A 12054-nucleotide genomic window follows, 5' to 3' on the forward strand; every position below is an offset into this window, starting at 1 on the left:
TAACTAATAACAAATTCCTAACTAAAGCCCTCTTTTTCCTTTTATGGAAATTCCAATTAATATTCTGGCTGCTGCACTTTCTGAATTAGCGGTATAACCCGAAACAAATACACCTTTTTTTCCGGATTTAGATTTAATTCCATAAACCGTTGCTTCATCATCTGGGCTTGAGTCGCCTTCATAACGATAAATGTGTATTATCTCAAAATTATGTGGATTATTGGTTATTTCTTTGTCATGGATATTGAAATCGAAATCGAATCCAAGTTCCTTTAATTCATCCAATGCATTAGAAACACTCGCGTAATTATAGGTATGTGCCATGATAGTAGAATTAAGTATTTGAAAAATATAAATTTACGAAAAATAGTACCATAATATGCCAAACCAAATGTTAAGACTTGAGTATAATGTGCTTTTTAAATTGTTATTTGTTGTAAGTTTGCACCGCAGACCGCCTTATCGCTTTGTGTTAACATAAAGAGGAAAGTCCGGACACCACAGAGTAGCATAGCGGGTAACACCCGTCCGTTGAAAGGCGAGGACAAGTGCAACAGAAAGTATGTACAGGTAATGCTGTAGTGAAACCAGGTAAACTCTATGCGGTGAAATGCCAAGTATATCAGCATTTAAGGGTTACTCGCCCGTTGTTGAAGGGTAGGCAGCTTGATCCCGATAGTAATATCGCGACTAGATAAATGATAAGGACTAATTTCGGTTAGTACAGAATCCGGCTTATAGGTCTGCATTTTTTTAACTTTAAAAGTTATTCATGTTTTTAAATTTACTTAAACGTTTTCTAGGCAATAGTCCTTCAAAAAAGGAAATAAAATCATTTTACGATTCTAAAATTGGTAAAGTAACTTGTGAGTATGAAAAAGGCGATTTTTATTATTTCTGGGTTGGAGAGCTAAAAGGATTAAATAAAGATGGTAACGAAACCTCTATTTATATAGATGGAGATGTAAACAGTCCGTTTTTAACTTCAGTAAGTTTAGCGCATAAAGTTATTGATACTATAAACGAAATCACTAACCAAGTTCAAGAAGAAATAACTAATAAATATCCTGAAAAGAAAATTGACCTAAACAAAAACTATTTTCTACAAGATATTAGTGTTTATTCGGATATAGAAATAGATTTTGAATTAGAATATATGTGTGATGCAGAAATGGTTTCGGTTAGTTTTAAAGACTATAAAATTACCGAGATAGATTTTTATTAACTATCAAATTCATCTTCTTCATCGTCCATTTCTTCCTCATTGGGTTCGTATTCAAAAAACGAAAACACCGAACCACCATAGTTTTTTTCGAATGAAAAATTCTCCATATGATTAAGCTTTGTATGCTTGGAGTGTTCTATAATCATCATTCCGTCCGTTTCTAAAATTTCATTTTGAAGAATTAACTCGATGATTTTTTCAAAGTCTTTTTGGTCCATTCCGTAAGGCGGATCGGCAAAAATAATATCGAAACTTGCTTTAGTTTTTTCTAGAAATTTAAAAACATCACTTTTTATAGGAGTAATGTCAAATTCAAATTCTACCGCAGTTTTTTTGATAAATGATACACAGCCAAAATCCCCATCAACACTTGTAATAGGTGCAGCGCCTCTTGAAGCAAATTCATAGCTTATATTTCCGGTTCCTGAGAAAAGATCTAAAACTCGTAGTTCGCTAAAATTGAAATAATTATTCAGAATATTGAATAGCGCTTCTTTAGACATATCGGTTGTTGGACGAACTGGAAGGTTCTTTGGTGCATTGATACGTCTGCCTTTGTATTTTCCAGAAATTATTCTCATGAATGTAATACTATAAAGTGTTCTAAAATAGCGCTTTGTGATAACGAAAGTCTGTTTTCTAAAAAAGTAGTATCCAATAAATCAACATTGCGAACATAACGATACGCAATTTCAAAGCAAGGATGTTCTTTGTTTACTTTTCCTAAAAATAGTACAGAAACAGTTTCCGGATTTAGTTGTAGCTGTTCAAAAGTGAAAAGCAAATAATAGGCGAAATCTTCTGGGGTTTTGTATTCAAAAGAGTTGAACAATACCAATCTCTGATTGTTAGTTACTATAATTTCAAAATGAGTTTCCTGTAAATGAACAAATACTTGTTTGTCTACTTTGTTTCGAGATAAATCCAATAGTTTTTCAACTAAAATGGAATTCGAATTTTTATAGTCAAAACTACCAAAACCATCCAATAGAAAGTTGTTGATATTCACAAACGGAACATAAACGTTATTCATATCGTAAACACCAATTTCATCAAAAGCAAAGAAATCGGTTTCAAATACTTTGGTATTATATTGTAGGTAACTGGCTAAATAATTTTCATCGAAAAAAGGCTTTGGAACAAATGTATTCAGATTATTTTCGTGCAAAACAGTTATTTCATCAAACGCTTTTGTCAGTTGCGGAAACTTTGCAATGCTTCTGGAAAGCTGTTCCTCAAGAGGTAAGGTGTAATTAAAATCTTCCGAATGCAATTCCAGGACACTTTGTGTAAGTGTATCAAAAATACAAAACGAGAGTCCGTTTAATGCAATTTGGACAGTCAGTTTTCTGTAATTTTTCAATCCTGTTAAGCCTTGAGTCATTCGTGTTAATTATTGCGAGCAAATTTACATTTTTTTTCCTACGAAATCGGACATTGTGTTTAAATTGATTGTTATCTTTGGCAAACTCAATACCTAAAAAAGAAGCCTAGTGCTTTTATGTAGCCCTGATGGACGTGAAAATCCTGTAATTGTTGATTTCAAGAATTACAGATTGAAACAACAGCAGGCATAAGGTTTCGAATAAATCCAGAAGTAGTTGCTTCTAAATCAAAACTAAATGGTTTCATCTAAGTTCTATACTGTTTTACGACAAAATTTTCCTTTTCAAACGACATTAGGACAGGATATTTTTTTTCAAAAAGTATCGGAGTTTGTTACCAATGAAAATCAAGATGAAATTTTTGTTTTAAAAGGATATGCCGGAACTGGAAAAACCACATTGATTTCGACTATTGTAAACAATTTACAGGAAATTCATAAAAAATATGTGCTTTTGGCGCCAACAGGTCGTGCAGCAAAAGTAATTGCAAACTATTCCGAAAAACCAGCGCATACCATTCATAAACGGATTTATTTTCCCAAAAAAGCTAGTGGTGGTGTTAGTTTTACGATGCAAACCAACAAATTTAAAAACACCATTTTTATTGTCGATGAAGCTTCAATGATTTCAGATGCACCAACCGATTCGTCTATGTATGAAAATGGGTCATTGTTGGATGATTTGATAATGTACATTTATTCGGGGCATAATTGTAAAATGATTTTGGTTGGCGATACAGCACAATTGCCACCGGTTGGTATGGATGTAAGTCCTGCTTTGGAAACCGATAAATTGGCTATCAATTACAATATGGAAGTTATTCATATTGAACTGGATGAAGTAATGCGCCAAGCCGAAAAATCGGGGATTTTATATAACGCTACCGAATTGCGTGAAATTTTAAAATCACATTTTATAGATACCTTTCAATTTCATTTGCGTGGTTTTAAAGATATCGTTCGCTTAACCGATGGATATGATATTCAAGACGCGATTCACGCTGCATATTCTAATTATTCTATTGAAGATACAGCATTTATAGTTCGTTCTAACAAAAGGGCAAATCAATACAATCAACAAATTCGGCTGAAGATTTTAGATAAAGAGAGTGAACTTTCTGTTGGGGATTTTATGATGGTTGTAAAAAATAATTATTTTTGGTTGAAAGACAGTGATGAAGCGGGTTTTATAGCCAATGGCGATATCATTGAAATACTGGAAATTTTTAGATTTGTTGAGTTATACGGATTTAAGTTTGTTAAAGTAAAAATTAGAATGGTTGATTATCCAAATCAGATTCCGATTGAAACCATTTTGTTGCTCGATACCGTAACAAGCGAAGCGCCATCATTGACGTATGAACAGCAAAATATGCTGTACCAGGAAGTAATGCAAGATTATATGCAAGAAACCAGTCAGTTTCGACGTTTACAAAAGATAAAGAACAACGAATATTATAATGCATTGCAAGTAAAGTTTTCTTATGCAATAACCTGTCATAAATCACAAGGGGGGCAATGGAATACGGTTTTTATTGAGCAACCTTATTTACCGGAAGGTATTGATCGAGATTATGTTCGATGGTTATACACAGCAGTTACAAGAGCAAAAGATAAACTATATTTGATTGGTTTTCAAGATGAGTATTTTGATTAAATATAAAAATATGAGAAACACACTAATTCTTTTATGGCTTCTGAGTTTTCAAATTTGTGGGGCACAATCATTTAATTCGAAACCCAATTACAAAAAAATTGAAAACGATATCAAGGACAAAAAATCTGATTTTTATTATGAAAAACTAATGAAGCGTTTTGTTGAATCTGATTCAACAATGACATTAGATGAAAAACAACATTTGTATTTTGGATATACATTCACCAAAGATTATAATCCGTATGACTCTAATAAAGTTAATAACGATGTAATTGAAATTCTTAATAATCCAGACTCTACAAAAATTGATTATAAAAAAGCAATTGAAATTTGTGATAAGCAACTTAAAAAAACACCTTTCGATTTAAGACTTTATAATTCGTTACTATACTGTTTAGAAGTAACTAAGGATAGCGATAGTTTTAATAAAAACTTAATCAAATTCAGAACTATTTTAGATGCTATATTGCAGTCTGGTGATGGAAAGACGGAAGACACTTCTTTTTACGTTATATATGTTACTCATGAATACGATGTAATTAGTATTTTAGGTTTTAAATTTGGCGGTGAACAAAGACTTATTAAACACTACGATTACCTCAAATTAGCACAGAACGAATATGATTTAGAAGGATTGTATTTTGATATTTCACCAAGTTTGGAATTTTTAAATAAGAAATTTAAATAATGAAAATAATCGCCGTAATTCCTGCGCGTTATGCATCAACACGATTTCCTGCCAAACTAATGCAGGATTTGGGAGGAAAAACAGTTATCTTAAGAACATATGAAGCAGCTGTTGCTACGAAACTATTTGATGATGTTTTTGTAGTAACCGATTCCGATTTGATTTTCAATGAAATTACCTCAAACAACGGCAAAGCCATCATGAGTATTAAAGAACACGAATCGGGGAGCGATAGAATTGCCGAAGCTGTTGAAAATATGAATGTTGATGTAGTAATTAATGTGCAAGGTGATGAGCCTTTTATCAACAAAAAACCTCTAGAACAGGTAATTGAAATTTTTAAAAAGGATGTTGATAAAAAGGTTGATTTAGCTTCTTTGATGTTTGAAATCAAAGATAAATCTGAAATTGATAATCCGAATAATGTTAAAGTAATTGTTGATCAACAAGGTTTTGCACTTTATTTTTCACGCTCAGTGATTCCTTATCCAAGAGACGAAAATGCGGGGGTGCGCTACATGAAACATATTGGAATTTATGCTTTCCGAAAAGAAGCGCTAATGGATTTTTATACCTTACCAATGCTGTCGTTAGAAGCTTCCGAAAAATTAGAGCAACTTCGTTATTTAGAATACGGAAAACGCATTCGAATGGTAGAAACCGATCATGGAAGTATCGGAATTGATACACCCGAAGATTTAGAAAAAGCCCGTAAATTAATTTAGATTATGATTGCTTCAGAATTTGTAATCCGAAATGCTAATCCGGATGAATACCAATATATTGGCAAATTGATGGTTAATGTTTATGGCGCCTTAGACGGATTCCCTAAACCACATGAACATCCAAAGTATTTTGAAATGCTTGCTAATGTGGGTGAATTAATTAACAAACCCGGTACAGAAATATTTGTTGCAATAACACCCGATGAAAACATAGCTGGCGCTGTGGTATATTTTTCAGATATGCAATATTACGGGTCGGGTGGGACAGCTACTCAGGAAAAAAACGCTGCAGGATTTCGACTTTTAGCTGTGGATGATACCTATAGAGGAAAAGGAATTGGTAAAATGCTAACTCTTTTTTGTTTGGAAAAGGCTAAAAATCAACACCAAAAACAAATGATAATTCATACAACCAACGCTATGAAACCCGCCTGGAAAATGTATGAAACAATTGGGTTTAAACGTTCCGAAGATTTGGATTTTGTGCAAGGAGGTTTGGAGGTTTTTGGATTCCGATTTATATTTTAAACCCGCTATTAGCTTAATTTTTTAATAGTAAATAACTCGTTGTGATCTTCGATTTTCGGATACATTCGAACAGAATAATTCATATCAAATCGCGAACGATAACGTATATTTCTATCTTTATCTTTTTTACTTAAAGTCATGGTATTAAATAAAATAAAGCCATTTACATTAAGTAAAAAGTTAATTCTATTAATAAAGAAATCTTCGAATAAAAAATTAGGCATTGTTGTGTCTTGAAATATATCGATAATTACTAAATCGTATTTTTGTTTTGTTTTTAGAACGTATTCAAACGCATCATCAATTACAATTTCTAGATTCTGAATTTTATTCAAACCAAAATACTGATTGGCAATATCAATTACTCTTGGGTCTAATTCAACACCGGTAATTTTGCCTGTATATTTAATTTCATCAACCAAAGTTTTAATAACACTTCCTCCGGCAACTCCTAAAACCAAGACGTTTTGAAAACCTCGTATGCGTTCAAATCCGATATAATGAAGTCCTTTACGAAGAATTCTTTGTAAACTCCCATACGAATAATTTGTATTTTTAGAATCGAGCACTAATTGTCCGTTAGCCCAAGTAACTTCAAGGCTTTTGTTAATATCGGAATGCTTTCGATGTATGTTAATTGGGATTAAATAACTCAGAATCTTTTTAACCATCTCACTTCACATTTTCTATTCGTAAATATAATGTTATTTTTGAGCCAAAGTTTTTACAATGAAACAAATTTTATACAAGTTTATTTTCTTGCGATTGATGGGCTGGAAAATTGTTGGCACAATTAATCCGGATGTAAAAAAATGCGTTATGATAGTAGTGCCGCATACTAGCTGGCATGATTTCTATTTAGGTTTATTTACACGTGGAATTTTAGGTTTGGACATGAATTTCGTTGCCAAAAAAGAGTTATTCAAATTTCCGTTTGGCGCTTATTTCCGTTGGATGGGAGGAGAACCTTTAAATCGTCAACAAACAGAAAATAAAGTAGATGCTATTGCGAAAGTTTTTGAATCTAGAGAAATTTTCAGATTAGCTATTGCGCCAGAAGGAACTCGAAAAAAAGTTACTGAATGGAAGACAGGTTTCTATTTCATTGCAAAAAAAGCAAATGTTCCGATTATTCCAGTTGCTTTCGATTATGGTAAAAAAACAGTTACACTGCATGAGCCTTTTTGGACAACCGATAACAAAGAATCTGATTTTAAATTTTTAGAAAGTTATTATATTGGTGTAACAGGTAAAGTTCCAGAATATAGCTATGTGCCTAAAGTGTAATTATTCGGGAATATAGTTTTTAAAGGTTCCGTTTTTATAAAACACCACAATTCTTTCAATAGTATTATCATCTTCTAAAATTCGCGTATTTGATTTTTTTTCTTCAAAAAATTCATTTACGCGATTTTTTTCGACTATTGGTTCAGTAGAAAATAAATCGGTTTGTTGATTTTGATTTACACTTTTACCTAAATCTGAAAAAAGAGTAGAAGGAGTTGATTCCGATTTTAAAGTTTCAACGGCATCAGTGTTTTCATTTTTAGGGAAATTACCCTCACCATTTAAAATCCAATACAGATCAACTTCAGGAAAAGTTTCGATAATTTTCATGATAAAATCCAGACTTGGTTTGTTTCTACCAGAGAGTAGGTGAGACAAACTAGAACGTTGTACGCCTATTTTATCAGCAAAAACAGAAGCGTTCAAATCATAAAATTCGAGTATTTTCTCAAGTCTTTTTACAAAATCATCAGTGTTTAACATTGTAAATTATATTTTTTAATTTAATGCTTTACAAATGTAAACTATAGTGTTCAAACCACCAAATAATCCTGTAATAATAGTCAAATATAATAAACTAATACTTAAAATAAATATACATAAAATATTGATTTTAAATAAATTGTATTTAAATGAGTATTTAAAGAATTTGATTTGTCTTCAGGTATACTCAGACTTACGAAAGAAGTTTACAAAAGTAAACGAATGATTGAATTTCATTGTTTACAATTGTAACTAACAACTTGTTTACTTTTGTAAATAGAAATAAACATATGGATTTAACAGCTATTATTACTAAATGTAAAAATGAAAATCTCTTAGGGAGATATATCACGAATAAGCACATTGAGCCAATACTTAATAAACTAAATTCGAATTTTAAAGTTACTGTAGCTGGCACATCGGTTAAAGAGAATTCCATCTATACAGTTGAAATCGGTACTGGAGAAACAAAGGTGTTTATGTGGTCGCAAATGCATGGTAATGAAAGTACGTGTACTAAGGCAATGTTTGATTTTTTTGTTTTCTTAGATTCTAATGAAGCGCTTGCCAAAAGTATTAAAGAGAATTTTACCTTATTATGTGTTCCTATTGCTAATCCGGACGGCGCTGAGTTGTATACGCGTGCAAATGCAAATGAAATTGACTTAAATCGTGATTCTGTTGATTTATCGCAGCCGGAAAGCAGACTTTTGCGTGAATTGTTTAATCAATTTCAACCTGATTTTTGTTTTAATCTTCACGATCAGCGAACTATTTTTGGAGTAGATCATACCGGATATCCAGCAACGATATCTTTTTTGGCACCATCTTTCGATGAAGAGCGCTCTATTAATACTGTACGTGAAAAAGCGATTTCGGTTATTTCGGATATGAATACTGAATTGCAAAAGCATATTCCGAATCAAATTGGACGTTTTGATGATTCCTTTAATATTAACTGTATAGGGGATATGTTTCAATCGTTAGGCGTTTCTACTATCTTATTTGAGGCTGGACATTATAATGGCGATTACGATAGGGATATTACTAGAAAGTATATTTTCTTGTCGTATTTAACGGCTTTAAAAAGTATGATGAATTTTGATGTAATTGGTAGTAAAACGGAAGATTATTTTAAAATTCCTCAAAATGAAGTTGTTTTTTATGATTTTATTTATAAAAATGTAAAAATTAATATTGGAGGTTCTGAAAAAATAATTAATTTTGCAGCCCATTACAATGAAATCCTTGAAAACGAAAGGATTGCTTTAAAAGCGACGATTAAGGCAATTGGTGGTTTAGAAGATGTATATGGGCATGTTGTTTATGATTTCAATGGTGAACTGTTTGAAAATCAAAATGATAAAATGCCTGTTATAGAAGCTGAAGCTACTTTTTCTATAGGAAAAAACAATAAAATCGTTAATGGTTTGATGAAAAATTAAAATTTTAATTATTTTGCTAATAAAAATTTAATTTATTATCTTTAAATTTGACACATTAATAATTAGGTATAGATAAATAGATATTTATGAGTAAGTTTCGTTTAGATGAAGTTGATCATCAGATTTTAGATATGTTGATAGACAACACTAGGGTTCCATTTACAGATATTGCAAAAAAATTGCTTATTTCTGCAGGAACAGTGCACGTTCGAGTAAAAAAAATGGAAGATGCGGGAATTATTCAAGGTTCTTCTTTAACGTTAGATTACGAAAAACTAGGATATTCGTTTATTGCTTACGTAGGGGTGTTTTTACACAATACATCGCAAACCAAATTTGTTTTGGAGCGTATTAATGAAATTCCGTTTGTAACTGTAGCTCATGTAACTACTGGAAAATTCAATATTTTCTGTAAAATTAGAGCTCGAGATACAAAACACGCTAAAGAGGTTATCTATATGGTTGATGACATCGATGGTGTGTACAGAACAGAAACCATGATTTCTCTTGAAGAAAGTATTAACGACAAGAAAAGGTTAATGCATACAATCTTTAAGGATATGTAATACTGTAAGACCCGAAGTGAAAGCTTCGGGTTTTTTATTTATATTTATTCTGTAAAATTTCAATCATGAAGCCAACCGTACTTTCAACCAACGAATACGCATCATTTTATCAACCGTATATTGATGCACTTGAAGAAAATTGCAATCTCATTGACGAATTAGAAATTAGCTTGTACAAAACCATACAGTTTATTCAGGATATTCCAATGGATAAATTTGATTTTCGCTACGCAGAAGGGAAGTGGACTATTAAAGAGATTATTCAGCACATTATAGATGCTGAACGTGTATTTACCTATAGGGCTTTACGTTTTTCTAGAAATGATAAAACTGAGCTTCCGGGTTATGATGAAAATTTATTTGCCGATGCTGTAAATCCCATTGCTAATAAAAGACATTTAAAAGATTTGCTTACAGAGTTGTCAGCTGTACGTCATGCAACGATTATGTTATTTAAAAGTTTTACTCCTGATGATCTTATTAAAATAGGAATTGCATCTGAACGAGAAATGTCGGTTAGGGCTATAGGGTTTATAATTATAGGACATCAAAACCATCATATGAAAATTTTTAAACAACGTTATCTAGGATAATAAAAAAAGGAACTATTTCAGTTCCTTTTTTGTCTATTATTTAGTCTTCTTCAGATTCTTCTTCTTCATCAGACGCCTCATCTTTCGCGTCATCTTCGTCATCATCATCAGAATTATCCTCAATATCTAATTCTTTTAATGCGTCTAATGAATCTTCACCTGTTTCGATGTCATCATCGTCTTCATCATAATTTTCAATTCGGTCAGCTAGTTTAGTACTTACTTTTACAAGGTAAATTGTGTCCTCTGTTCGTACTTCAACAGCCTCAATTGTTTCATTTTTAGCATTTTTAAAACGGATTATGTCCGAATCATCATATCCGTCAGGAAACTTCTCAACCAATAAGGTTAGAATTTCATTAGTTAGTTTAGCGTAATCTACAATTACTCTTTTCATTCGATGTTGTTTATTCTTTTAACTAGGTAAATGTAATATCCAAAAATGTATTTTTCAAAGAAAAATAAACTTTTTTTCAAAAAAAATTACCACCCTAAAACATAAGCAAAAATCAGTGGTGCAACTATAGTTGCGTCCGACTCAACAATGAATTTAGGAGTTGTGATATCAAGCTTACCCCAAGTGATTTTTTCATTTGGAACTGCTCCCGAATAAGAACCATAACTGGTTGTTGAATCGGAGATTTGGCAGAAATAAGCCCAAAAAGGAACATCATGCATTTCCATATCTTGATATAGCATAGGAACAACACAAATAGGGAAGTCTCCAGCGATACCTCCACCAATTTGGAAGAAACCAATTCCTTTTCCTTCGCAATTGTCTTTATACCAGTCAGCCAACCACATCATGTATTCAACACCACTTTTCATGGTTGTAGCTGTAAATTCTTGTTTAATACAATACGAAGCGAAAATATTACCCATCGTACTGTCTTCCCATCCTGGAACTACAATTGGTAAGTTTTTTTCTGCTGCTGCAACCATCCAAGAATCTTTAGGGTCAATTTCGTAGTATTGTTTAAGTACACCCGAATTGATCATTTGATACATAAATTCATGTGGAAAGTAACGCTCTCCAGATTTGTCAGCTTTATTCCAAATGTCAAATAAGTGGGATTGTAAACGGCGGAAAGCCTCTTCCTCCGGAATACAAGTATCTGTTACACGGTTGTAGTGATTTTCTAATAGATCCCATTCTTCTTGCGGACTTAAATCACGGTAATTTGGAACTCTTTTATATGAATTATGAGCCACAAGGTTCATGATATCTTCCTCAAGGTTTGCACCTGTACATGAAATAATATGAACTTTGTCCTGACGAATCATTTCAGCTAATGATTTTCCAAGCTCAGCAGTACTCATTGCTCCTGCAAGTGTAATCATCATTTTTCCGTTATCCAACAAATGTTCTTCATATCCTTTAGCCGCATCAACTAAAGCTGCAGCGTTAAAATGAAGATAATTTTTTTCAATAAATTGACTAATTGGTCCTTTGCTCATTTCCTTATGTATTAG

16 protein-coding genes and 1 other RNA gene are annotated in these 12054 nt (G+C 32.2%); 10 read left to right on the forward strand and 7 right to left on the reverse strand.

The window, feature by feature from the left end:
* Nucleotides 1–21 precede the first annotated feature (21 nt).
* A complete protein-coding gene (locus ACZ1JT_RS12000; protein ID WP_465094063.1) occupies nt 22–324 on the reverse strand; it encodes a hypothetical protein in 303 nt (100 codons plus the stop codon).
* A gap of 122 nt (nt 325–446) precedes the next feature.
* Between ACZ1JT_RS12000 and rnpB the strand changes: the two genes are divergently transcribed.
* An RNA gene (gene rnpB, locus ACZ1JT_RS12005) (RNase P RNA component class A) lies at nt 447–754 on the forward strand.
* Nucleotides 755–772: 18 nt separating this feature from the next.
* Nucleotides 773–1225 carry a hypothetical protein gene (locus tag ACZ1JT_RS12010; protein WP_465094064.1) on the forward strand — a complete coding sequence of 151 codons (453 nt, stop codon included), beginning with the start codon at nt 773–775 and terminating at the stop codon, nt 1223–1225.
* Here ACZ1JT_RS12010 and rsmD read toward each other — a convergent pair.
* Both rsmD and ACZ1JT_RS12020 read right to left on the reverse strand, forming a co-directional pair.
* Entirely contained in the window at nt 1222–1806 is a 585-nt protein-coding gene (rsmD, locus tag ACZ1JT_RS12015) for a 16S rRNA (guanine(966)-N(2))-methyltransferase RsmD (protein ID WP_465094065.1), read from the reverse strand. The genes ACZ1JT_RS12010 and rsmD overlap by 4 nt on opposite strands.
* Nucleotides 1803–2609 (reverse strand): DUF3822 family protein, encoded by an 807-nt coding sequence (locus ACZ1JT_RS12020; protein ID WP_465094066.1) that lies wholly within the window; start codon nt 2607–2609, stop codon nt 1803–1805. The genes rsmD and ACZ1JT_RS12020 overlap by 4 nt, the downstream gene beginning before the upstream one ends.
* A gap of 238 nt (nt 2610–2847) precedes the next feature.
* Between ACZ1JT_RS12020 and ACZ1JT_RS12025 the strand changes: the two genes are divergently transcribed.
* From ACZ1JT_RS12025 to ACZ1JT_RS12040, 4 genes are read left to right on the forward strand one after another with little or no spacing between them, the layout of a single operon-like run.
* A complete protein-coding gene (locus ACZ1JT_RS12025; protein WP_465094067.1) occupies nt 2848–4266 on the forward strand; it encodes an ATP-dependent DNA helicase in 1419 nt (472 codons plus the stop codon).
* A 10-nt stretch (nt 4267–4276) separates the two neighbouring features.
* Nucleotides 4277–4954, forward strand: coding sequence for a DUF4919 domain-containing protein (locus ACZ1JT_RS12030; protein ID WP_465094068.1), 678 nt, complete (start codon nt 4277–4279; stop codon nt 4952–4954).
* Nucleotides 4954–5679: a 3-deoxy-manno-octulosonate cytidylyltransferase gene (gene kdsB / locus ACZ1JT_RS12035; protein WP_465094069.1), complete on the forward strand. Its 726-nt coding sequence runs from the start codon at nt 4954–4956 to the stop codon at nt 5677–5679. Before ACZ1JT_RS12030 ends, kdsB begins: the two co-directional genes overlap by 1 nt.
* A 3-nt stretch (nt 5680–5682) precedes the next feature.
* Nucleotides 5683–6207, forward strand: coding sequence for a GNAT family N-acetyltransferase (locus tag ACZ1JT_RS12040; RefSeq protein ID WP_465094070.1), 525 nt, complete (start codon nt 5683–5685; stop codon nt 6205–6207).
* Nucleotides 6208–6215: 8 nt separating this feature from the next.
* Here the strand turns inward: ACZ1JT_RS12040 and ACZ1JT_RS12045 are convergent, their stop codons facing one another.
* Nucleotides 6216–6878: a spermidine synthase gene (locus ACZ1JT_RS12045; RefSeq protein WP_465094071.1), complete on the reverse strand. Its 663-nt coding sequence runs from the start codon at nt 6876–6878 to the stop codon at nt 6216–6218.
* 58 nt (nt 6879–6936) lie between these two features.
* Here ACZ1JT_RS12045 and ACZ1JT_RS12050 point away from each other — a divergent pair, with 58 nt between their 5' ends.
* Nucleotides 6937–7494, forward strand: a complete 558-nt coding sequence (locus ACZ1JT_RS12050) for a 1-acyl-sn-glycerol-3-phosphate acyltransferase (RefSeq protein WP_465094072.1) — start codon at nt 6937–6939, stop codon at nt 7492–7494.
* Here the strand turns inward: ACZ1JT_RS12050 and ACZ1JT_RS12055 are convergent, their stop codons facing one another.
* Nucleotides 7495–7977 carry a helix-turn-helix domain-containing protein gene (locus tag ACZ1JT_RS12055; protein ID WP_465094073.1) on the reverse strand — a complete coding sequence of 161 codons (483 nt, stop codon included), beginning with the start codon at nt 7975–7977 and terminating at the stop codon, nt 7495–7497. It abuts the gene before it with no gap.
* 290 nt (nt 7978–8267) lie between these two features.
* Between ACZ1JT_RS12055 and ACZ1JT_RS12060 the strand changes: the two genes are divergently transcribed.
* From ACZ1JT_RS12060 to ACZ1JT_RS12070, 3 genes are all read left to right on the forward strand, one after another.
* Entirely contained in the window at nt 8268–9422 is a 1155-nt protein-coding gene (locus tag ACZ1JT_RS12060; protein ID WP_465094074.1) for a M14 family metallopeptidase, read from the forward strand.
* An 86-nt stretch (nt 9423–9508) separates the two neighbouring features.
* Nucleotides 9509–9988 carry an Lrp/AsnC family transcriptional regulator gene (locus ACZ1JT_RS12065; protein ID WP_465094075.1) on the forward strand — a complete coding sequence of 160 codons (480 nt, stop codon included), beginning with the start codon at nt 9509–9511 and terminating at the stop codon, nt 9986–9988.
* Nucleotides 9989–10053: 65 nt separating this feature from the next.
* The gene (locus ACZ1JT_RS12070) at nt 10054–10581 is read left to right on the forward strand and encodes a DinB family protein (RefSeq protein ID WP_465094076.1); all 528 of its coding nucleotides are present in this window, start codon (nt 10054–10056) and stop codon (nt 10579–10581) included.
* 40 nt (nt 10582–10621) lie between these two features.
* On the opposite strand, the gene ACZ1JT_RS12075 is transcribed toward ACZ1JT_RS12070, so the two are convergent.
* Both ACZ1JT_RS12075 and ACZ1JT_RS12080 read right to left on the reverse strand, forming a co-directional pair.
* Nucleotides 10622–10978, reverse strand: coding sequence for a DNA primase (locus ACZ1JT_RS12075; protein ID WP_465094077.1), 357 nt, complete (start codon nt 10976–10978; stop codon nt 10622–10624).
* Between the two features lie 86 nt (nt 10979–11064).
* On the reverse strand, nt 11065–12039 hold the full coding sequence (locus tag ACZ1JT_RS12080; protein ID WP_465094078.1) for a deoxyhypusine synthase family protein: 975 nt from the start codon (nt 12037–12039) through the stop codon (nt 11065–11067).
* Nucleotides 12040–12054: the final 15 nt, after the last annotated feature.

This window comes from Flavobacterium sp. IC2-16, assembly GCF_055521455.1.

Excerpts from the sequence above, each read along its gene's own strand:
- ACZ1JT_RS12000 (WP_465094063.1), bottom strand. The coding sequence starts at position 324 with ATGGCACATACCTATAATTACGCGAGTGTTTCTAATGCATTGGATGAA.
- ACZ1JT_RS12010 (WP_465094064.1), top strand. The coding sequence starts at position 773 with ATGTTTTTAAATTTACTTAAACGTTTTCTAGGCAATAGTCCTTCAAAA.
- rsmD (WP_465094065.1), bottom strand. The coding sequence starts at position 1,806 with ATGAGAATAATTTCTGGAAAATACAAAGGCAGACGTATCAATGCACCA.
- ACZ1JT_RS12020 (WP_465094066.1), bottom strand. The coding sequence starts at position 2,609 with ATGACTCAAGGCTTAACAGGATTGAAAAATTACAGAAAACTGACTGTC.
- ACZ1JT_RS12025 (WP_465094067.1), top strand. The coding sequence starts at position 2,848 with ATGGTTTCATCTAAGTTCTATACTGTTTTACGACAAAATTTTCCTTTT.
- ACZ1JT_RS12030 (WP_465094068.1), top strand. The coding sequence starts at position 4,277 with ATGAGAAACACACTAATTCTTTTATGGCTTCTGAGTTTTCAAATTTGT.
- kdsB (WP_465094069.1), top strand. The coding sequence starts at position 4,954 with ATGAAAATAATCGCCGTAATTCCTGCGCGTTATGCATCAACACGATTT.
- ACZ1JT_RS12040 (WP_465094070.1), top strand. The coding sequence starts at position 5,683 with ATGATTGCTTCAGAATTTGTAATCCGAAATGCTAATCCGGATGAATAC.
- ACZ1JT_RS12045 (WP_465094071.1), bottom strand. The coding sequence starts at position 6,878 with ATGGTTAAAAAGATTCTGAGTTATTTAATCCCAATTAACATACATCGA.
- ACZ1JT_RS12050 (WP_465094072.1), top strand. The coding sequence starts at position 6,937 with ATGAAACAAATTTTATACAAGTTTATTTTCTTGCGATTGATGGGCTGG.
- ACZ1JT_RS12055 (WP_465094073.1), bottom strand. The coding sequence starts at position 7,977 with ATGTTAAACACTGATGATTTTGTAAAAAGACTTGAGAAAATACTCGAA.
- ACZ1JT_RS12060 (WP_465094074.1), top strand. The coding sequence starts at position 8,268 with ATGGATTTAACAGCTATTATTACTAAATGTAAAAATGAAAATCTCTTA.
- ACZ1JT_RS12065 (WP_465094075.1), top strand. The coding sequence starts at position 9,509 with ATGAGTAAGTTTCGTTTAGATGAAGTTGATCATCAGATTTTAGATATG.
- ACZ1JT_RS12070 (WP_465094076.1), top strand. The coding sequence starts at position 10,054 with ATGAAGCCAACCGTACTTTCAACCAACGAATACGCATCATTTTATCAA.
- ACZ1JT_RS12075 (WP_465094077.1), bottom strand. The coding sequence starts at position 10,978 with ATGAAAAGAGTAATTGTAGATTACGCTAAACTAACTAATGAAATTCTA.
- ACZ1JT_RS12080 (WP_465094078.1), bottom strand. The coding sequence starts at position 12,039 with ATGAGCAAAGGACCAATTAGTCAATTTATTGAAAAAAATTATCTTCAT.